Annotated in this window: 19 protein-coding genes and 1 other annotated feature; of the genes, 3 read left to right on the plus strand and 16 right to left on the minus strand. The window is 37.0% G+C overall.

Features of this window, described 5'->3' with window-relative positions:
• Positions 1–101 precede the first annotated feature (101 nt).
• Positions 102–1,796, minus strand: coding sequence for a peptide ABC transporter substrate-binding protein (locus AB7942_RS02515; RefSeq protein ID WP_098932871.1), 1,695 nt, complete (start codon positions 1,794–1,796; stop codon positions 102–104).
• 634 nt (positions 1,797–2,430) lie between these two features.
• Positions 2,431–2,672, plus strand: a binding site (T-box leader).
• Between the two features lie 49 nt (positions 2,673–2,721).
• Here AB7942_RS02515 and trpS point away from each other — a divergent pair.
• Positions 2,722–3,714, plus strand: a complete 993-nt coding sequence (trpS, locus tag AB7942_RS02525; RefSeq protein WP_369445761.1) for a tryptophan--tRNA ligase — start codon at positions 2,722–2,724, stop codon at positions 3,712–3,714.
• Positions 3,715–3,770: 56 nt separating this feature from the next.
• On the opposite strand, the gene AB7942_RS02530 is transcribed toward trpS, so the two are convergent.
• The 13 genes from AB7942_RS02530 to AB7942_RS02590 all read right to left on the minus strand — a co-directional run bounded on the left by AB7942_RS02530 (position 3,771) and on the right by AB7942_RS02590 (position 17,226).
• Complete coding sequence (locus tag AB7942_RS02530; protein ID WP_369445657.1) at positions 3,771–4,517, minus strand: YjbA family protein; 747 nt, start codon at positions 4,515–4,517, stop codon at positions 3,771–3,773.
• A 214-nt stretch (positions 4,518–4,731) separates the two neighbouring features.
• Positions 4,732–5,643, minus strand: a complete 912-nt coding sequence (gene opp4C, locus AB7942_RS02535; protein WP_369445658.1) for an oligopeptide ABC transporter permease — start codon at positions 5,641–5,643, stop codon at positions 4,732–4,734.
• Between the two features lie 11 nt (positions 5,644–5,654).
• On the minus strand, positions 5,655–6,620 hold the full coding sequence (opp4B, locus tag AB7942_RS02540; protein ID WP_088086069.1) for an oligopeptide ABC transporter permease: 966 nt from the start codon (positions 6,618–6,620) through the stop codon (positions 5,655–5,657).
• 164 nt (positions 6,621–6,784) lie between these two features.
• Positions 6,785–8,500: an oligopeptide ABC transporter substrate-binding protein gene (gene opp4A, locus AB7942_RS02545; protein WP_369445659.1), complete on the minus strand. Its 1,716-nt coding sequence runs from the start codon at positions 8,498–8,500 to the stop codon at positions 6,785–6,787.
• A gap of 75 nt (positions 8,501–8,575) precedes the next feature.
• Positions 8,576–9,586 (minus strand): ABC transporter ATP-binding protein, encoded by a 1,011-nt coding sequence (locus AB7942_RS02550; RefSeq protein WP_369445660.1) that lies wholly within the window; start codon positions 9,584–9,586, stop codon positions 8,576–8,578.
• Entirely contained in the window at positions 9,583–10,608 is a 1,026-nt protein-coding gene (locus AB7942_RS02555) for an ABC transporter ATP-binding protein (RefSeq protein ID WP_369445662.1), read from the minus strand. The genes AB7942_RS02550 and AB7942_RS02555 overlap by 4 nt, the downstream gene beginning before the upstream one ends.
• A 140-nt stretch (positions 10,609–10,748) precedes the next feature.
• The gene (locus AB7942_RS02560) at positions 10,749–11,549 is read right to left on the minus strand and encodes a DUF2268 domain-containing putative Zn-dependent protease (protein WP_369445663.1); all 801 of its coding nucleotides are present in this window, start codon (positions 11,547–11,549) and stop codon (positions 10,749–10,751) included.
• Between the two features lie 132 nt (positions 11,550–11,681).
• Entirely contained in the window at positions 11,682–12,920 is a 1,239-nt protein-coding gene (gene fabF, locus AB7942_RS02565; protein ID WP_335711433.1) for a beta-ketoacyl-ACP synthase II, read from the minus strand.
• A 61-nt stretch (positions 12,921–12,981) separates the two neighbouring features.
• The gene (locus AB7942_RS02570) at positions 12,982–13,914 is read right to left on the minus strand and encodes a beta-ketoacyl-ACP synthase III (protein WP_369445664.1); all 933 of its coding nucleotides are present in this window, start codon (positions 13,912–13,914) and stop codon (positions 12,982–12,984) included.
• A gap of 289 nt (positions 13,915–14,203) precedes the next feature.
• Positions 14,204–14,395 (minus strand): ComZ family protein, encoded by a 192-nt coding sequence (locus AB7942_RS02575; protein WP_335711431.1) that lies wholly within the window; start codon positions 14,393–14,395, stop codon positions 14,204–14,206.
• Positions 14,396–14,413: 18 nt separating this feature from the next.
• Positions 14,414–15,361 (minus strand): BMP family ABC transporter substrate-binding protein, encoded by a 948-nt coding sequence (locus AB7942_RS02580; RefSeq protein WP_369445665.1) that lies wholly within the window; start codon positions 15,359–15,361, stop codon positions 14,414–14,416.
• Positions 15,362–15,579: 218 nt separating this feature from the next.
• Positions 15,580–16,419, minus strand: coding sequence for a Rossmann-fold NAD(P)-binding domain-containing protein (locus AB7942_RS02585; RefSeq protein WP_369445666.1), 840 nt, complete (start codon positions 16,417–16,419; stop codon positions 15,580–15,582).
• Positions 16,420–16,503: 84 nt separating this feature from the next.
• Positions 16,504–17,226, minus strand: coding sequence for a lipase family protein (locus tag AB7942_RS02590; protein ID WP_369445667.1), 723 nt, complete (start codon positions 17,224–17,226; stop codon positions 16,504–16,506).
• Positions 17,227–17,468: 242 nt separating this feature from the next.
• Here AB7942_RS02590 and AB7942_RS02595 point away from each other — a divergent pair, with 242 nt between their 5' ends.
• Positions 17,469–17,654: a YjzD family protein gene (locus tag AB7942_RS02595; RefSeq protein WP_088086058.1), complete on the plus strand. Its 186-nt coding sequence runs from the start codon at positions 17,469–17,471 to the stop codon at positions 17,652–17,654.
• 45 nt (positions 17,655–17,699) lie between these two features.
• On the opposite strand, the gene clpB is transcribed toward AB7942_RS02595, so the two are convergent.
• Together clpB and AB7942_RS02605 are read right to left on the minus strand one after the other, a co-directional pair.
• On the minus strand, positions 17,700–20,294 hold the full coding sequence (clpB, locus tag AB7942_RS02600) for an ATP-dependent chaperone ClpB (RefSeq protein ID WP_369445668.1): 2,595 nt from the start codon (positions 20,292–20,294) through the stop codon (positions 17,700–17,702).
• A gap of 167 nt (positions 20,295–20,461) precedes the next feature.
• The gene (locus AB7942_RS02605; protein ID WP_088086056.1) at positions 20,462–20,641 is read right to left on the minus strand and encodes a YjzC family protein; all 180 of its coding nucleotides are present in this window, start codon (positions 20,639–20,641) and stop codon (positions 20,462–20,464) included.
• 280 nt (positions 20,642–20,921) lie between these two features.
• Between AB7942_RS02605 and AB7942_RS02610 the strand changes: the two genes are divergently transcribed.
• Positions 20,922–21,614: a Crp/Fnr family transcriptional regulator gene (locus AB7942_RS02610; protein ID WP_483310828.1), complete on the plus strand. Its 693-nt coding sequence runs from the start codon at positions 20,922–20,924 to the stop codon at positions 21,612–21,614.
• Positions 21,615–21,730: the final 116 nt, after the last annotated feature.

Here is a 21,730-nt window from a genome sequence, read left to right on the forward strand (position 1 = left end):
ATATTTTTCTAAATATTCGACGTTTTTTGACAATTTCCATACAGGTAAAAAGAGAGTATATTGAAGAAATATACTCTCTCTCTATTTGATTAGTATAGCTACTATTTTGTGATTTTAATCCACTGGTAACTATAATCTGGACCGAATGCATGGTGCGCAAAGCCTTGAACCTTCGGATTGATAAGCAGGTTAACTGAACGTTGGTAAAGTGGTGCGATTGCCGCATCATCTTCTAATAAGATTTTTTCTGCATCTTGAAGAGCTTTCCAACGATCTTGTGGCTTAGCTACAAGTTCTTCACTAGCTGATTTAATTAACTTATCAAATTCTGGATTACCATAATCCATGTGATTTTGTCCGCCGCCAGTAACCCAAAGATCCATGTATGTCATAGGGTCAGCGTAGTCAGGTCCCCAACCACCCATTAATAGATCGTAATCTTGAGCGTCTTCACGAGCAATACGAATTTTGAATGGTACAGCCTCGACAGTAATTTTTAATCCAGGTAAGTTTTTCTCTAATTGGTCCTTAACGAAAGCGTCAGTTAATTTTGAAGTTTCAGTATCTTGACCAACATAAGTAAATGCTACTTCCTTAAGGCCTGTTTCTTTAAGACCTTTTTCCCAAAGCTTTTTAGCTTCTTCTTTGTTAGTACTTAGGTAAGTTCCAGCAGTATCACGGAAATCTTTACCATCTAAGAATGAGAAACCTTTTGGTACAAGGAAATCAGCAGGGATAGATCCGTTTGCTAATACATCTTCTGTTAAAGCTTTTTTATCAACAGATAAAGCAATTGCTTTACGGATGTTAACATTTTTCAATGCTTTATTCTTTTCGTTCATTTTTAACCACCAGATAGATGGCTCTTGGTAGCGTAGTAAATCTTTTTGTCCTTCAAATTGAGAAAGAATCGCAGCTTGTGCAAGCTTCCCTGTGATATCAGCTTCGCCTGCAGTATATGCGTTTGCAGAAGCTTGTGGATCTTTAGAAACGTTAAAGTTGATTTTCTCTAAAGTAACGTCTTTAGCATTTACGTAATCAGCATTCTTTTCTAATACCCATTCAGTTCCAGTTGGGCCATCCCACTTAGTCATTTTAAATGGACCATTGTAAAGTAGGTGAGTAGCATCTTTCGCAAAGTTAGCGCCTTCTGCTTCAACAAACTTTTTGTTTTGTGGGTAGAACAATGGGAATGTTAGGTAAGATTCAATGTATGGAAGCGCTCTCACTAAAGTGATTTCCACAGTATAATCATCTAATGCTTTAATACCTAAATCTTCCAATTTCGCTTTACCAGCAACAATTTCAGATGCATTTTTGATTTTGCCTTCCATGAAGTATGCGCCATATGGAGCAGCAACTTTCGGATCAATTGCACGTTGCCATGCAAACACAAAATCATGCGCAGTAACTGGGTCACCGTTTGACCATTTTGTATCTTGTTTTAATTTAATTGTGATAACAGTTTTGTCATCATTGTATGTTGGTGCACCCTCAGCTACGCCAGGGATAACTTTTTGGTCAGGATCTAAACGATATAAACCTTCGTTTGTAGCATTTAACATTGTGAAGCTTAATACGTCTTGGGACATTACGCTGTCCATTGATGGAATTTCTGCAGTTTCAAGAACATTAAGAACTTGTTCATCTGCTAGAGTTGTTTCCTCAGTGCCAGCATCTTTATTGCCTTCATTCGTTCCTTTGCCTTCATTCTTGTCTCCGCCTGAACATGCTGCTAGAAACATGCTTAGAACTAGTGATAGTACTAAAAGTAGTGAAAGTTTTGATTTCTTCACTAGTAGACCTCCCTTTTCTATTATTCTGAAAAATTACTACATTCTCTATTATACATATTTTAAATTAATTGTACATTATTTTTTACAATTTTATTTACAGTATTGAAACATTCGTTACGTATTGGTTACAAATTCCTGTGTTATAATTTACACTTATACTAATTTTTTTGTATAATATTAAGTGTCTACCCTTATTAAATCTATGTTTTGGAGGTTATACTGTGAATTACAGATTAAGGAAAAGACTTTTAATATTGGCACTAACACAGTTGCTTATACTAATAATTTCTTCACTTTCAAAAAAAGGATTTTCTTTATTAAGTTATATCGATATATCGTTTTATGTTTCTTCTTTGCTCCTTCTTACTTTCTTACTTCTTTATACGATAAATTCTGGCTTTTACGATGGTATTGGTAAATCCTTTAATTTGGCTTTTTCAAGAGGGCAAAACAATAGAAAGTTCGAAGATATTCCTGCATTATCTGAGCTCATTACATTCAATCAATCCCCCCTTCTATTTCATGGATTAGCTAACTTTCTCCTAATGCTAATCTCGTGCTGCCTATATTATTTTTTACGGACTTGAAATTAAATATACAGTTCATTTATAATAAGAACAATTGTATAGTTGCTTAACAGGCTATGATAAAGAGTAGTACGTATTTTCCTTCGTTTCAGAGAGTTTGTGGCTGGTGTAAACAAACACGAATAAATACGGAATGGACTTTGGAGCCTCTGTCTGAACATATAAAAGTAGGATTTGACGTTTTCCTTGCGTTAAAAGGACTCCCGTTCGTCATTGTGGATGATTGTGGAATTGAGTGACTCTTTATTGAGTAATTTAGGGTGGTACCGCGGAACCATTCGTCCCTATTAGTTTTATGGGGATGAATGGTTTTTTTATATATTTTTAGGAGGAAATTAATCATGAAAACGATTTTTTCTGGTATTCAGCCGAGTGGAACAATAACACTTGGTAACTATATCGGAGCATTAAAACAGTTTGTTGAAATGCAAAACGAATACAATTGTTTCTTTTGTATCGTTGACCAGCATGCCGTTACGGTTCCACAGGATCCAATAACACTTCGCAAAAATATTCGAAGTTTAGCGGCATTGTATCTAGCAGTTGGAATTGATCCAGAAAAAGCTACTTTATTTATTCAATCAGAGGTCCCTGCTCACGCCCAGGCAGGATGGATTATGCAATGTGTTGCCTATATTGGAGAACTTGAAAGAATGACACAATTTAAGGATAAATCTACTGGTAAAGAGGCTGTGCAGGCAAGTCTTTTAACTTACCCGCCACTCATGGCTGCGGATATCCTCTTATATAACACGAATCTTGTACCTGTAGGTGAAGATCAAAAACAACATTTAGAATTAACACGAGATTTAGCTGAAAGATTTAATAAAAAATACAGGGACATATTGACTATCCCTGAGATTAGTATTCCTAAAATTGGTGCTAGAATTATGTCATTGCAAGAACCAACAAAAAAAATGAGCAAATCAGATCCAAATAAAAAGGCAATTATCACACCATTGGATGACCCAAAACAGATTGAGAAGAAAATTAAGAGTGCTGTCACAGATTCAGAAGGAATTGTTAAATTCGATAAGTTAAACAAACCTGGTATATCTAACTTATTATCCATTTATTCTATCCTAGGTGGTAAATCAGTATCAGAAATTGAAGGAATGTATGAAGGGAAAGGATATGGTGATTTTAAAGGCGATTTAGCAGATGTCGTCGTAAATTTCTTTCAGCCTATTCAAGAAAAATACTATGATTTACTCGAATCATCAGAACTCGACCGGATTCTAGATGAAGGTGCAGAAAAGGCAAATCTAGTGGCAGCAAAAACCCTTAAAAAAATGGAAAATGCAATGGGGCTTGGTAGAAAAAAAAGATAACAGCAAAAAGCCTGACCCACAAAAGATATGGAATACATATCTTTTGGGTCAGGCTTTTAATTTACTTTCGGACCGTGCTCCATTTCCCAAAGCTTTTCAAAAAACGGCTGTCCTTTTATTAAATTTTCACAAAATGTCTCATGGCGCTTAGACCACCCATACTTTGTTTCCTCAAACAATTGTTCCCATGCAGCTTCAAAATTTAATTCTTGAATGGTTGAATAATGCTCGGGGCACCATTCGGTATACCAATATCTAACTTCTGCTTCATTACTAGATGAGAGCAATTGATCTAAAGCCATAAATAACAGTTGTTTTAATTGACGCTCTTTTCTTGTTAAACCTCTCATTAGTTCTGGTTCAGGTGAGAGAATATGATAGTCCTTCATTTTTTCATGTTCATAAAAATGATATTTAGTAGCCTCATGTTGAGCAATCATTTCGTACACCAATTGCTCTTGTCTAGGTATTAACCGACTTTTTCGAATCGGGATATTATAGCCAATGGTATCAATTGCTAAGATCCCAATTCCATCAGTTACCACGAAGCAATAGTCAAGTTGAACTCTTTCATGGTTTTTTCTTAAATAGGCTTTCTGATAAATATCATCTAGAAGTTGTTGAGGTAATTCCGCCAAATCGTTTTCAATGTACTTAAACAAAACAGGCTCAACTTTTATCAGTGGTACCTGATCTAACAGTTCCACCCCGTCATCCTTACGCCATTCATGAAAGTGACATACATTATAACCGTTTTCTTCCCCTTCAAACCAATTTACCCATACATCATGAAGATACAACATTTTACAACCCCTCACTTCAAGAAACTGTTTGTAAATCAGTATGGGCAGACCTTAGTTAAATTATTCCTTTATATATATTTTGCTCCAATTTCAATGATTGACCTACTTTTTTAGAACCTGTCCTTTTATATATCTTAATGTATATGGGTAAATGATATTGGTTATTCCCGAATGAAAAGAATCACAAAAAAATCCACCACATGAATGGCAGATTTTATCTTTTTGATTTTGGATTGAAAGCATCCTTTAGTCCTTCTCCGATAAAGTTTATCGATAAAATAGTAATCGTTATAATTAATGCCGGCGGTACCCATATCCAAAGCTTAAATTGGAGAACATCCGGCTCGTTTGCCGAATTCAACATATTTCCCCAACTTGGAATTTCCTGAGGCACACCAAAGCCAAGAAAACTTAATCCTGTTTCAGCGACAATCATTGTCGCAAATGTAATTGTCGCTTGCACGATAACGGTAGATAAAATGTTTGGTAATAGATGTTTCATAATTACTTTGGCTGGTGAACAACCAATTGAAATAGCAGCCGTAATATATTCATTTTCTTTTTCGGCGAGGATTTTACTACGAACAATCCGGGCGATTCCCCCCCAGCTTAACAAGCTAATGGTGCCGATTAATACCCATAACCCATTTACTTTTCCAAAAAGAATGGCATTAAGGACTATTACAAATACTAGAAATGGAAAGTTTAAGATAAAATCAGTAAATCTCATTAATATACTATCTACTGTTCCACCAAAATAACCTGAAATAGAGCCGATCAATGTCCCAAGTAATATGACAAATAATGTACAACTCATTCCAACTAATAACGATATGCGGCCCCCATAGAGTAATCTCGTAAAAACATCCCGACCGGCTTTATCCGTTCCAAGCCAATGATCACCCGATGGTTCTAACGACATTTGGCCAATATTAATTCTCGTAATATCTGCAGTTGTAATAAAAGGTGCTAGTATCGAAACAATAGTAACAATTAATAAAAAGATAAAGCTGACCATTGCTAATTTATTTTTTACAAATTTCTTCCTAGCAATGGCAAAAGGAGATAAACTTTTTTTCGGGGGTGTGACGATAACATTTTTTTCGTATTGTGTTACAACTTTCATTTTTTCTCCCCCTAATCTAGCCTAATTCTCGGATCTACAACACCATATAATACATCTGCTACTAAATTGCCGATAAGCGTTAAGAAAGAGAAAAACATGGTCAATGTCATTAATACCGGATAATCTCTTGTCCCGACAGACTGCAGGAATAATTGTCCAAGACCTGGATATGTAAAAATTGTCTCGGTGATAATAGCACCACTAATAATGGCGACAATATCAAAGCCTAAAAAGGTTATAAGTGGGATAATTGAGTTTCTTAAAATATGAACATTGTAGATCTTACTTTCCGGAGTCCCTTTTGCACGAGCAGTACGAACATAATCTTTACGGCTATTTTCAATAATATCGTTACGTAAAAATTGCGTATAACTTGCTGTACTTAATAATCCAAGTACGATAGCAGGTAAAAAAACATGGTGAAAACGGCTTAGCCACCATTCTAATGTTCCATCTGTAACACCAATGTCTACTGAGCCATTAGATGGAAACCAGCCTAACTTAAATGAAAAGAAAAAGATGGCGAATACCCCTGCAATAAAGGATGGAATGGCCAAGCCTATGTAGTTTAATCCTCCTATTAGGTTATCCATTAAGGTATACGGCTTTCGACCTGCATATGAACCCATAAAAAATGCAAGGACGTAGGTTATTAAGATAGCTGAAAGGCCTAATAGTATGGTGTTAGGGAGACGTTCTCCAATAACCTCAGATACAGCAATTTTGAATCGTGTTGATTTCCCAAAATCCCCCTCCACGAAACCACTAATCCAACGGAAATACTGCTGAGGCATTGGATCATTGTATCCCAATTTCTCACGCATTTCTGCGATGTATTCTGGATTTGTATTTCTTGGATCAATCTCTCCACTAAGTGAATCCCCCGGCATTAATTTTGCCAAGGAAAACACTACTATGGAAGTAAGGAGTAACATTGGAATCATTCCCAATATTCTACGAAATGCATATTTCAACATGTGCATTCTCCTTGTCTATAAGCTTTGGTAACCACAAGCTGTATATCTCGCCTAATTTGTTCAAATGGGAGAAGCAAAGCCTTCTCCCATCTGAAGTTCAAAATTGAGTTGTCAGTAATAGTAAGCCTTCAAAACGAATTGTATAAAATTCCCAGAAAACTGCACTATTGTTTTATCCACCATTCATTTGGACGGTTCATACCAGATACGTCAAATTTAACTTCCTGAACTCGCTTGCTAACAGCCATTGTTTCTTCTAGTTCAGCAATTGGTAATGCCGGAAGATCTTGCATGAATAGTTTTTGCCATTGTACATAAAGATTCTTACGTTTTTCGTTATCTGTTCCAACAACACTGATATCAAGTGCTTGATCCAACAATTTATCACTGTCCGCATTTACCCAGCGTGGATAGTTCCAAAGTGCTTTTGAGCCCCAAAGTGGAGTTGGATCTGGATCTGCACCAGTTGACCAGCCTCCGAAGAATACTTCCATTGATTTGTCCGCTTTTTCAAGCATTTCATAGTAAAGATTTACATCAGTCATCGTTAATTTAGTTTTCAATCCAACAGCTTCCCAATATTGAGTCATTGCTTTGGCACGAGATTCAAAAGTTGGGTTATCCGTTGCATAGTGGCTGAAGTTTACAACGAATTTCTTACCGTTTGGATCTTCACGGAATCCATCGCCATCAACGTCTTTGTAGCCCGCTTCATCTAATAGTGTTTTAGCTTTTTCCGGATCATATTTGTATTGCTCTAAATCTTCATTAGGTGCTGCAATCCAATGGTTTGTCGGGATTGGACGGTTTACAGGCTTACCTACACCAAAGAAGAACGCCTTAACCCATTCCTCACGATTGATTGCATAATACATTGCTTCACGAAGCTTTTTCTCTTGGTATTTTGGTTCGTTCATGACGTTTTTCTCGCCATCCCAAGTACCTAATCTGAAACCAACATAGTAATAGCTTACGCCAGGATATGTTACTGCGTTTACATTATCAAGCGCTTTAACTTGATCAATAATACTAGGATGGAAAGAAGTCATATCAAGCGTTCCATTTTTAAGTTCTCCTACGGAAAGAGATGGGTCGATCACTTTAACAACGACTTTTTCGATATGCGGTTTGCCTCCGAAGTAATCATCAAAGCGCTCCATTTCAACTGATTCACCGGGGATAATTTTTGAAACTTTAAATGGTCCTAAACCAACTGGCTTTGTACGAACTTGTTCAGACCCCATCATATCTTTAACAGCAATTCCTTTAAATGCAGTACGGTTCATAGGGTATGTCCAAAGATTATCCAAGTTGTTTACACGGGCCTTATCGAATGTAATTTGAATGTGGTAATCGTCAACTACTTTAATACCAGCAATTTCCTTTGCTTTACCATCATGATAATCTTGTGCACCCATAATGTTTCTTACGTTATCAAAGCGCGGACCTTCATAATCCTTGTCAGCAACAACTTTCAAAGCGAATTCCCAATCCTTAACTGATAATTCGTCCCCGTTGTGCCATTTAACACCTTGTTTGATTTCGAAGTCAAACACTTTATTGTCTGCTGTTTTCCATGAGGCTATATGTGGTTGTGCCTTGAGGTTCTCATCATAATCAATTAAGTTTTCATCAAAGAAATCAATTACATATGCATCAGTTTGTGTACCATAAAAAGAGTAGTTAAATTTACCTTCAGGTGCCGAATCCAGTGCATATACAAGTGTGCCGCCATCCTGTGGCTTTTCGGATGTTTCGCCACTGTTACCTTGATTTTCATTTTTCTTAGTACCCGCTTTTTCACCGCCGCTGCAAGCTACTAAAAATGCGGAAAGAACCAGCATTAATGCTGCTAACATAAGCATACTTCTCTTCTTCATTTGTTTCCCCCCTAATTGTTTTATATTTTTCCTTTTGCTAATGACAAGCTCCAGCCCCTAAGCACTTTCACTTTTCTAGTAAAGGTGGCAAGCTACTCGATGAGAGGGCTTCACCTCCTTTAATACTGGCTTACTTTTAGAACATTCCTCCATTGCCATTGGGCAGCGAGGATGGAATGTGCATCCAGAAGGAGGATTGATAGGGCTTGGCACATCACCTTTTAATATGACCCGCTCCTTTTTCACCCTGGGATCTGGAGTTGGAATAGCTGAAATTAATGCCTGTGTATATGGATGGAGAGGTTCAGCGTATAGGTGGTCTTTATCCGAAACCTCAACCATATTCCCTAGGTACATAACACCTATTCGGTCACTCATGTGTTTAACAACACTTAAGTCATGCGCAATGAAAAGAAAAGTAAGATCAAATTCTTCCTGTAAGTCCTTTAACAGGTTTAATACCTGTGATTGGACTGATACGTCTAGTGCTGAAACCGGTTCATCGGCAATAATTAATTTGGGTTTTAATGCTAGAGCTCTGGCTATTCCAATTCTTTGGCGCTGTCCCCCAGAAAATTCATGGGCATACTTGTAATAGGCATCGGGCGGCAAGCCTACTTTATCTAACAAATCCATGACTTCCCGTTTTAACTCAGCTTTATCTTTTTTTGAAAAATTATAAATGGGCTCTGCAATTATATCTCCAACCATTTGCATGGGATTCAAGGAAGCATAGGGGTCCTGAAAGACCATCTGCATATCTTTTCGAATCTCTCGAAGTGATTTACCAGTTACTTTGGTAATGTCTTTTCCATTAAAGAGAATTTGTCCCCCCGTTGGTTTAAGTAAACGAAGAATGGTTCTCCCTGCCGTAGATTTTCCACATCCGGATTCACCTACTAGTCCAAGAGTTTCTCCTTTTTTTATCTCAAAAGAGATATTATCTACCGCTTTTACATTTCCAATAGTGCGCTTGAAGAACCCACCTTTGACTGGATAATAGGTTTTAAGATTTTTAATCTCTAATAGATTTTCAGATTGAGAGGAAAAATGGGGTTCCTTTTTATGTATATAAATGGTACTCATTTTTTCACCCCTTCTCTTGGCTTGCTAGTTTCAAAGAGCAAACAGGCAACCTCATGGCCTTGTTCAACTTCTTCAAGCAAAGGGGTAATTTTAGTGCATTCAGGCATGGCGTTTGGACATCGATGGGCAAAACGGCAGCCAATTTTCGGCATATTTATAAGCGATGGGACGATACCTTTAATCGAACTTAACCGTTCTTCTTGTCCATCCATTTTCGGGATTGCCCCTAAGAGCAAACTTGTATATGGATGTTTAGGATTATGGAAAAGTGTATCCACATCGGTCCGTTCTACAATCCTTCCAGCGTACATCACCATTACTTCGTCACACATTTCAGCAATTACACCTAAATCATGTGTAATCAAAATAACAGACATATCATTTACGGTTTGTATATCTTTTAAAAGTTCGAGAATTTGGGCTTGAACGGTAACATCGAGGGCAGTGGTTGGTTCATCAGCAATTAATAATCTGGGTTGACAAGCAATGGCAATGGCGATCATGACGCGTTGTCTCATCCCGCCTGATAATTGGTGCGGATACTCATCAACGAGTTTTTCTGGCCGAGAGATGCCAACACTTTTCAATAAGGCGATCGATTTTAACCGAGCCTCTTTTTTAGTAATCTTTGTATGGTTAAAAAGGACTTCTTGGAGTTGATATCCAATTGTAAAGACTGGATTTAATGAGGTCATTGGTTCTTGGAAAATCATGGAGACGTCTTTCCCGCGAATTTTATTGATTTGTGATTCGGACATTTTCTCAAGATTTACTCCATCAAAAATGACTTCACCTGATTTTATTTTTCCACTTCCTTTCGGTAGTAACTTCATAATGGAAAGGCTCAAAACAGACTTACCACAACCAGTTTCTCCAACAATACCGATAATTTTCCCTGGCATTACATTGAACGAAACATTTTCTACTGCATTATAATCAGTTCCGTCAATATCAAAAGCGGTCTGTAAATTTTTCACTTCAAGCAATGGTGCCTCTTTGTGCAGCGATTTTTTTGCGCTCATAGTACACCTTCCAACTTTTTTTGAATTATTCAGTTTATTCTATATATTCAATAAAATTCTATTACAGAATTGTTACAATTGCAAGATTTTTTTGCACAATTCCTAATATATGTTATTTCATCATTAAAAAAAGCCTTATTTTACTGGCTTTTTTCGAAGGTTTTATTATAGTATTCTAGATATTTTATTGCAGGGTTTATAAAAGATAGTTTTGTAGAATAATTATTGTTTTTGTAAAAATGTTCAATCAAATGATATCCTGCAGCATAACCTAGTAGATTTGGCAGTCTTCCTCCACCATAAAGTAATTCATCGTGTTTCTTTTCAAATTTTTTGGTGTTTAGCTGTTCTTTCAAATATTTCTCCCAAAAATTTAATAACTCCTTTTCTTTATACATACGGCACCATGGAGCTAAATATTCCCGTCCACAATTTTTTAAAACTGCATATTCTGCCAGTCCTTCTATGATAATGGAATCAAGCAAAGTATAGTCTTCCAGCTTTTTATCTAACAACCTAAGCCGGCAGACGTGGTGGTATTCATGAATCATAAGTGCCTCTACTTCTTTTGGGTCATCATAGGTAGAGAGAAAAAGAAACATTTTATCTGGGAACGAAACACCAGCCTTGCTTTTAACTTCTCTGATAAAAAAACCTCCTGACTGTGCTACTGGAAAGAGAAAAATTGGTATGTCAGGGCCATTCCATTTATGTTTATATTTATTAAATAGACGCTCTACTTTATCCCATGCTTTTTGTTCCTTCATCTGAACAAGATTGTTCCTTGCGGCCCTAGACGGCCGATACATCCCAAAATCCATCAATTGATTATAAATTTCCTTTGCGGTTTGTTTTTTAAAATATGGCTCTAATCTTTCACAAATCTTAACTGGTCTGTCAATCTCCAACTCTAACCATTGCTCTGTTCGAATGATTCCCATTACTTCACCCCATTTAACTTCACTCACCCTCTGATCAGTTTATTAAATGGAACAAAAGTGGTTCATGTATTTCTGAGGTATTTTTTCTCAAAAAAAATTCGACCAGAAATCATCTCCGGCCGAATTTTTTTCTTATTCATATTTTTTGAAAACAATCGTTGCGTTGTGGCCGCCAAAGCCTAGCGAATTACTCATGGCTGCCTTAATTTCTTTCGAACGTGCTTTATTGACTACATAATCTAAGTCACATTCAGGGTCTGGTGTTTCATAATTCATAGTTGGAGGAAGGATGCTGTCTCTTATTGCTAAAACAGTGAAAATCGCTTCTACACCACCTGCTGCACCTAGAAGGTGTCCTGTCATAGATTTAGTTGAGCTGATTGCTAATTTATATGCATGTTCGCCAAATACTTCCTTAACCGCAAGGGTTTCAAACTTGTCATTATATTCAGTACTAGTCCCGTGCGCATTCACATAATCAATTTCCTCAGGTTTTAATCCGCCATCATTAATAGCCATTTTCATTGCACGGGCACCACCTTCACCACCAGGTGCTGGTGCTGTTATATGATAGGCATCACCAGTTGCCCCATAACCAATAATTTCGGCATAGATTTTAGCACCACGTGCTAAGGCATGATCAAGTTCCTCCAGAACAATGATCCCGGCACCTTCACCAATAACAAAGCCATCGCGGTTTTTATCGAATGGTCTGCTTGCTGTCTTCGGGTCTGGATTTGTCGAAAGAGCGGTATTCGCGCAGAAGCCTGCGACAGACATTTTTGTGATTGGTGCTTCCGCTCCACCGGTCACCATTGCATCTGCATCGCCGCGTTGAATTACTTTAAAGGCATCACCAATGGAATTAGTTCCTGTTGCACAGGCTGTTACTGTACAAGAATTGAAGCCTCTTGCGCCGAGTATAATTGAAACCTGTCCTGTTGCCATATCAGGAATCAGCATTGGTACAAAGAATGGGCTTACACGCTTGTAACCTCTCTTCTGAAATATTTCGTATTGCTGTTCAAATGTTTCCATTCCGCCGATGCCAGAACCAATCCACACTCCAACACGATGGGAGTTATCTTCATTAATTGTTAAATTAGCATCTTTTACTGCCATTAATGCCGATGCAACTGCAAACTGTGTAAAACGGTCCATTTTGCGTGCATCTTTTCTATCCATAAAGGCTTCTGGGTCAAAATCAGTAGATTCTGCGGCAACTTTTGCAGGATATTCATCTGCATTAACTCTTGTCAATGGCCCAATCCCTGATTTACCATCTAATATGTGCTTCCATGTTGTTTCAGCATCATTTCCAAGTGGCGTTACTGCACCTATGCCTGTTACAACGACCCTGCGTTTTTCCATGTTATCTATCTCCTTCATTTCGTATCTTGTTTCGTATGGTTATTTATCAAAAAAATTCTCTTTATTTTCCCCATCTAATGGCAATTGCTCCCCAAGTTAAGCCTCCGCCGAAGCCAACCATGACAATGAGGTCATCATCTTTAATTCTTCCCTCTTCTATATCCTCCACAATCGAAATTGGAATCGATGCAGCAGAAGTATTACCATATTTATTAATCGTTTTGGACATTTTTTCGACTGGCAGATCTAATCTTTGTCTAGATGCTTCCATAATACGAATATTGGCTTGATGAGGAATAAGGAAATCAACATCATCCTTTGTTAAACCTGCTTTTTCGAGAACATTGATACAGCTTTCCCCCATTTGCCTTACAGCAAATTTGAACACTTCTCTACCATTCATAATAATATATTCATCCTGGTAAAGGTGTTTTGATCCAGTCCCATCTGCCCCAAGCTCAAAGGAAAGGATTCCGCGATTTTCTGAAACAGGTCCAATAATGGTGGCACCAGCGCCGTCCCCAAACAATACTGCCGTATTGCGGTCACTCCAGTCGGTAACTTTCGAAAGCTTTTCCACGCCAACGACTAAGACATATTTATAAACTTCGGTTTCAATGAATTGTTTCGCTGTCACAATTCCGTACATAAAGCCAGCACATGCTGCACTGACATCCATCGCTGCCGCCTTTTTTGCTCCCAGCCTTTCTTGAATTCTGCAGGCAACCGATGGAAAAGGAGTATCAGGTGTAACTGTAGCTACCAAAATTAAATCAATTTCTTCAGCGGTAATTCCAGCATCTTGAATGGCCTTTTTTGCTGCTTCAAATGCCATATCTGATGTATTAACATCATCGGCAGCAATTCTTCTTTCTTCGATACCTGTCATCGTACGAATCCATTCATCGGAGGTATCCATTATTTTTTCTAAATCCTTATTGGTGACAATTTTCTCTGGTAAAAACCTGCCAATCCCAACAATACCTGCTTTCACAAGTTCCAACTCCTTTTTTTTCGCAAGATTCTCTATATCCTAAAGTTTAATATCAATTATTATGACTTGGTACTAATTTTATCAAATAAAGCCTATTTTAAGCAACTGTTTCTTCTTATTTCTCTCTCCGCATAAGTATATTCCATTAAATAAAATGGCTCAATAAAACTTGGCTGTTGATTTACGCTTCAGGTGCTTCGCTCCAATCAACTTGGCTGTAAAATCAACAATAATCCTTAACATAGCAAAAAAATAAATAAGCCCCCAATTACGAGAGCTTACTTCCTCTTTATAGTTCTTTTCGACCTTCAACTAGACCGAGTTCATATGCTTCTTGCATGACCTTTGTAAAAAGATTCATGAATGGCTCAATTAATTCCATTGATAATTCCACACCAGCCGTGTCCAATTGTTCCTTTGCTTCTGGTAAGTATTTCATCGCGATCTGCATAAATTGAAATGTTTTATCTTGACTGTTCATATGTACTCCTTCAATTTTTCATTTTGGCAAGTTTCCTGTTTTTTTATAATCTTCAATTCGATTGTTTATCTTCTGAATGAATTCTTTGTTTACATGAGGACTAAATTTTCCAAGTGAAATAACATTGTCTTGAAAATCATAGGAAAGGTTTCCTGTCTTTAGTTCCCCTTTATTGTATAGATCTGCAACCTTTTCATATAAAATGTCTACCTGCTGTATGGTACTTGTTAATACCGTAGATTCACCTAAATCAGATTGGTCCGAAACGTAACCGATTACATACATGCCGTGTTCCTTTACCGTTTCTATTACTGGCACATTAAACCCGTCACCAGCAGGATAAATCACATCAATTCCCTTTTCCATCATGTCATTTGCTAATTGAACGGCTTTTATTTCATCATCCCAATTTCCTACATATTCTATACTAACATTCGTGTTTTTATTTTCAGCCAAAGCCCCCTGATAGAAGCCCTCAATCTCTGGCTGCCATTCATATGCGGCTATAACACCGACATTTTGTGCTTTTGACATATGTGCAGCTACCATTCCTCCAAAAAAACCCATCGCGTGTGCTTTAAAATTCAGACTAGTTGTGTTTTTGTTTTTAGCATCACCATTAAAACTAATAAAATGAATATCAGGATAATCCTTAGAAAGACTATTAAAGTATTCAGCATATTCAGACCCATGGCCGAATATTAGATTTACTCCTTTTTGGTCAAACTCTTCTACTGCACGTTCGACAACTGCTTCTGAATTCATTCCTTCTTTATAAAACACATCCACATCAAATTTTGACTGTATCTTTAACAAACCTTTAAAGCCCTTCGTCCCCCATACTTGGTCATTGACCGTTTCAGGTACTAACAATCCAACCTTTTTTATTTTACCTGTAGGTTTTGTCTCTCCGCAGGCACCAAGCAAAAAAAGGCATAAAAGTATGATTCCGAAACGGTTTATCATTTCATGCATCTCCTTCGTACTGTTGCCATTTCTATAACACGTTTTCTTTACATTATTAATTTATAGAACAAAGGAAAATAATTCTATGACTGCTTTTTCCAATTTTATTCTAACCTTTCAACAAATAAATGAAAAGACAATTTTAACACCACAACACATTTGGATCTTTTTTTATGGTCATATATTTCATGATTCTTTCAAACAGTATGCCAATTGCCTTATAAACGATTATCATACAATCGCTTCACATGTTCCATTTGTGCCAGGATAGAAGCTGAAATTGGGGTAACCTTTCTTACTGTTACTTTTAATACTGGAAGATCACCTTGTATTGATGATAAGTTACTTAACCGAGCCTGAGTTTCATCGATTTTTAGGTAAGAAGCACATCTGATCCATTGGTCATCACTTCCACTTTCAATCAAATAACTGCCAGGTTTTCCTTTCTCTATGATTTCTAAGATTGATTCTATGGCATCATCAACAAAAATGACATCGTTTGTCCATTCCCGTTCTTCATGAGTTATATCTGTCTTTTTAAATTTGGAAACAATTGCTTGTTGAAACAAAAAAGCTAACGGCTGCCATGGACCATAAATAGCAGGTAAATACAATATCTGTGTATTCTTTACTAATCCGTTTATCTTACTTAGGAATCCCTCAATTTCTTTTCCCCTAAATGTTCTGGTAAGCATTTGAATTGGAAGAATAAAAACGATATTCGCATTTTTGTTATTGTCCTCTATATACTGAATTATCGGCTTTGTTACCTCTTCATTTTGTAAAATTTGTTCCTTTTTAAGCATAAATAAATCATATATCGAAAATATAAGCCTTGTATTACTTATGTCTTCTCTAGGACTATTCTCCAAATCGAATAACGATTTTTCCAGAAAGTTTGCATTTCGACCAACTTCAAGTCTTTTTTCATCAAGAAAATCTATATTATCAAACTCATCTATATGAACGCCAATGACCTCTATTCCCTTATTCAGCAGGTTTTTGCCAACATGAAAACCAACAAAGTCAAACATCCCAAATATAATTGCCTTGTCCATAAAATATTCCTCCCCATACTTACCTTAATGAATCCTATGCGTTTCGCTAAGGAATTATTTCTTTTTGGGGAGGACCAGCACAGCCTAGAGGATCGATTCATGTTTGTTGAAAAACTTTAACATCATATGGCCAAGCTGTTGTTTTTTTTCAGGAAGAATGAAAGTAGGGTTTATTTCTGAATTACTGATTATTTGAGGATACACTTTAGATTGGTTATACGATTTCCCCCCTGACAGGACATGAATAATTTTAACTGGACATCCAAATTGAAGATTTATTTTATCATCCATACTAAAAATATGGTTTTCGAGTACTTGTCGGTCCATTTGATGCGCTGCTACTAATTCCCTCATTAACTTTTTATAAAAGAATTTATGTTCCTTTTCTTGTTCAAGATAGTTTTTCAAGGAAATAATGGGGTTGAGCAGAATAATTGACCGTATCCGCCCTTTCATTTTCTCCATTAAACTTAAGGCAACCAGTGCCCCCATACCTTCGGCTAAGATATGGATTTTGTTATTAAGTATTTCACTTCTTATCACATGCTGGTATAACCTCTCGGCAAGCTCAACTGCATTATTGCTCCCCCAGTTTCGCCCATATAGATTTGAGGAAAAAATGGTATACCCTTTTTCTTTGAGCTGGTTAACAATGGCTAACCTTCCTTCATTTTGTGTCCAAAAGCATTTACTTTCATCGACAAAATGTCTTTCATCTCCAATTATTAAGATCCCAAATCCGGTAGGCTTTTCAGGGTAGTGAATAATATTCCATTGGGTATCCATCTGAAAATTACGATTCTCCATAGATAAATCTCCTTTTACATATTTCCTCACAGTATTGTATGCCGTCTTATTGAAGATGAAAGGGGGGTTAGCCTATTTTTATTAAGCTCATCTGGAAAATCAGTGGCCACCCATTTAAAAATGGAAAATGCTCGGAAAAGCCTGAATGGTATTACTTACCACTGGTGGAAGTTTCACTTTATCATTTCAGAATCATATGATAATATAAATTAAGATGTAAAATAGGTTAGAGGTGAAAAATAGTGCGATTTTTTTGGACCTTTTTCTGGTCATTTCTTTTAGTGCAAATGCTTACATATGTAGTAAGTGCCATGACTGCAGGTGCTAAATATGAATTTATGCCTGCTGCTATTGCTTCAGTTGGGGTAACGATTTTGATTTACATTGCTGCTGCAATAATTCCTAACGAGCCTGCGACAAAACATTAAGAAAAAGGTCATCCTATCAAATGGATGACCTTTTTCTATAGGTATTTAATAAACCGATAAAGTAATTTCACCATCGTTAATATTTATTTTCACTCTTGACTGATCATGTAACTTGCCAGCGATTATTTCACGGGCTAGCTTGGTTTCAATGTTTCTTTGGATAAATCGTTTTAAAGGCCTTGCCCCATAAATTGGATCAAATCCATTTACGGCAATGAATTCTTTTGCTTCCTCATTAATGATTATATCAATTTGTTGATGCTTTAACCGATTTTGAAGTTCTCTCATCATTTTGACAACGATATTCTTAATTTCGTCCAATGAAAGCGGCTTAAAGAGGATCGTTTCATCGATTCGATTTAAAAACTCAGGACGGAAATGTCCCCGTAATTGACTCATCACTTTCTCCCTTACCGCTTCAGAGATTTCAACCTCGGTTTCACTTCGTTCTAGTAAAAAATGTGAGCCAATATTAGAAGTCATAATAATAACTGTATTTTTAAAGTCAACGACACGCCCTTTTGAGTCAGTAATTCTTCCGTCATCAAGCGCTTGTAAGAGAATGTTAAATACCTCAGGATGAGCTTTTTCAATTTCATCCATTAAAACAACAGAATATGGTCTTCTCCTTACTGCTTCCGTCAACTGTCCTCCTTCTTCATAGCCAATATAGCCTGGAGGGGCTCCAATTAGGCGGGAAACAGCATGCTTCTCCATATATTCAGACATATCGATACGTATAATATGTTCCTCACTGTCGAATAAAGACTCGGCCAATGCTTTCGCAAGCTCCGTTTTCCCAACACCAGTCGGTCCTAAAAATAAAAACGATCCAATTGGTCGCTTAGGATCCTTAATTCCAGCACGAGCCCTGAGTACTGCATCTGCCACCAAATTTACTGCCTCATTCTGACCGATGACTCTTTCGTGTAGGATGGATTCCAATTTTAACAGCTTTTCTCTCTCCCCTTCTACTAGTTTAGAAAGAGGTATTCCTGTCCATCTTGATACGATATTGGAGATTTCTTCTCCAGTAACTTCTTCACGAAGTATACGTTCGTCCTTAGCAGTTGCCCTTTCGAGATCCTTTAGCTCTTTTTCTGCTAACGGAATTTGACCATGGCGAAGCTCTGCCGCTCGGTTTAAATCGTATTTATCTTCAGCTTGTTGAAGCTCCCTGCGAAGTTTTTCCAGTTGTTCTCTTTTCTCCTGCAATTTCTGTATACTTTGTTTCTCTTGGAGCCATTTTGCCTTCATTTCATTGGCTGTTTCTTTTAAATCAGCTAGTTCTTTTAGGAGAGCCTCCAGCCTCAACTTACTCCCGTCATCAACCTCTTTACTTAAGGCAGCTTCTTCAATTTCCAATTGCATAACCCTGCGTGTTACTTCATCTAATTCGGTAGGCATTGAATCTATTTCAGTACGTATTAAAGCACAAGCCTCATCGACTAGATCAATTGCTTTATCAGGCAAAAAACGATCGGTGATATAACGATCAGATAATGTAGCAGCAGCAACCAAGGCATGGTCATGAATTTTAACACCGTGATGCACTTCATATCGCTCTTTTAGCCCTCTTAAGATTGAAATGGTATCTTCAACGTTTGGCTCTTGGACCAGTACCTGCTGAAATCTACGTTCAAGCGCTGGATCCTTTTCGATATATTTTCGGTGCTCATCTAGAGTAGTTGCTCCAATACAATGAAGTTCACCACGGGCAAGCATTGGTTTTAACATATTGCCTGCATCCATCGCGCCTTCCGTCTTACCGGCTCCTACTATCGTGTGAATTTCATCAATAAATAACAATATTCGTCCTTCACTTTTTTTGATTTCATTTAGGACTGCTTTCAATCTTTCTTCAAACTCACCTCTAAATTTGGCTCCAGCAATTAGCGCACTCATATCCAATGAGAAAATTGTTTTATCCTTTAGTCCTTCCGGTACATCCTTCCTAACTATCCTTTGTGCCAACCCTTCCACAATAGCGGTTTTCCCTACACCAGGTTCACCGATTAAAACAGGATTATTCTTTGTTTTCCTTGATAATATCCGAATTACATTGCGGATTTCAGAATCACGGCCAATAACTGGATCCATTTTTCCTTCTTTAACCTCAGCAACAAGATCCCGTCCATATTTTTTTAGTGCTTCGTATCCTGCTTCTGGATTTTGTGATGTCACTCTTTGGTTCCCCCTAATTTCTTTAATTGCTTGCAAAACTTTGTCTGGTTGAATTCCAACGTTTTGTAAAAGCCTTCGCATTTCTGAATCCTTCGCGTAGACTGCAGCTAACAGAATATGTTCGACTGATACATACTCATCAGAAAACTTTTTGGCAAACTCCTCGGCACTGACAAAAAGTTTTTGCAGCGTGGCTGTGATATAAAGTTTTCCTTGTTCAACCCCACTTCCTGTAACCTCTGGTTTTTTAGCAAGAGCCTCATTTAGGTTCTTTCTAATTTTTTCGGGAGGGATACCTGACTTTTTTAATATAGAAGAAATGAGACTATCTTCTTGGTCCATTAAACATAAAAACAAATGGGGTTCATCAATCTCTTGATGATTTTTTTTGATAGCTAGCGACTGAGCATCCATTAGCCCCTTTTGTAACCTTTCTGTCATTCGATTCATGTCCATTTTTTATCACACCCTCTTTGACCAATTTTGACCTTTTCTTTTATTATAAAACTTCCTATATAAAAAGTAAATTTTTGCAAATAGGAATAACAGCAAAAATTGCCTACTGACGCCTAGGCGCAGGCAAAAGAAAAAGCCACCCCAAGGATGACCTTTTCCTTATTTATTCATGGTTTCCGCTGATATGTCCAAACACGTTCATCATTCGAAGTTTCAGGAAATGCATCTCCTGCTTTTAGCCTTATTTTTTTGGGATTATTAACATTACTTCCCGTATCTCCAACTTCAATATAAACACCATTATTTGGGGCTTTGCTCCCTGACTTAAACTGACGATTTTGGCCCATTCTTTTTCCCTCCTTTGCTTCACATTCCTTATTATTACCCTTTAACGGGTTGTCATTATTGGAATTTCTTGCAAATTATCTTATGAGTCGACATTATTTCCTAAGAAATACGTAAAGATTAAACAAACTTTTGACGATTGTATGAACTTATCGCACATTTGTTGCTAATTATTCTTTGTTAACAATATAATTATAGTATTATCTAGCAAATTTAACCTTGACTGTCATTTTTTAAAATCAAATGAGCATTGAATTCGTACCTTTAAAGGTGGTTATGAGTATGCAGTCAGTAAAAGAAATGCCGGTAACACTGTCCCATCTTTTAGATACCGTTCACCATATAAAAAAAGTTGAAAAAGGTACCTTTTTATTTCAAGAAGGATCTGTAGCCGATGAATTGTATATTGTTCAAAGTGGCATACTTCAAATCAGCAAGATCATCCCTGATGGAAGAGAACTTACGTTAAGAATGTGCTCGCGTGGTGATTTTGTTGGTGAATTAAACTTATTTTCCCCTTCTTCAAGATATTTATTAAGTGCACGTGTTGTCGAGAGTGGTGAAGTAGCCGTTATTATGAAAGACACGCTTGAAGGAAAACTCTCACAAAATCTGGCACTCTCATTTGAATTCATAAAGTGGATGAGTCAGCAATATCGAAAAACACAAACCAAGTTTCGTGATTTGGTTCTTCATGGAAAAAAAGGGGCTCTTTATTCCACACTTATTCGAATTACCAATAGTTATGGAATTAAAACCAATAAAGGAATATTAATTGAATTACCACTAACCAATCAAGAGTTAGCCAATTTTTGTGGTACATCAAGAGAAGTAGTAAATCGCTTGTTGAGTGATTTACGTAAGGCCGGTATCCTGTCAATAGATAAAGGAACAATTACTATTCATGATTTAGAGTATTTAAAACGGGAAATTGATTGTGAAGATTGTCCAACCGAAATCTGTAAAGTTGATTAGAATTGCTGCTGGCAAACAACTTAAAATAAAGCAAAAAAAATCGGTCATATCGACCGATTTTTTTATTTTAATGGCAATGTTAAAGCTCATTGCTGATTTTGGCACATGTTGATTGG

The organism is Neobacillus sp. BF23-41, from assembly GCF_041106275.1.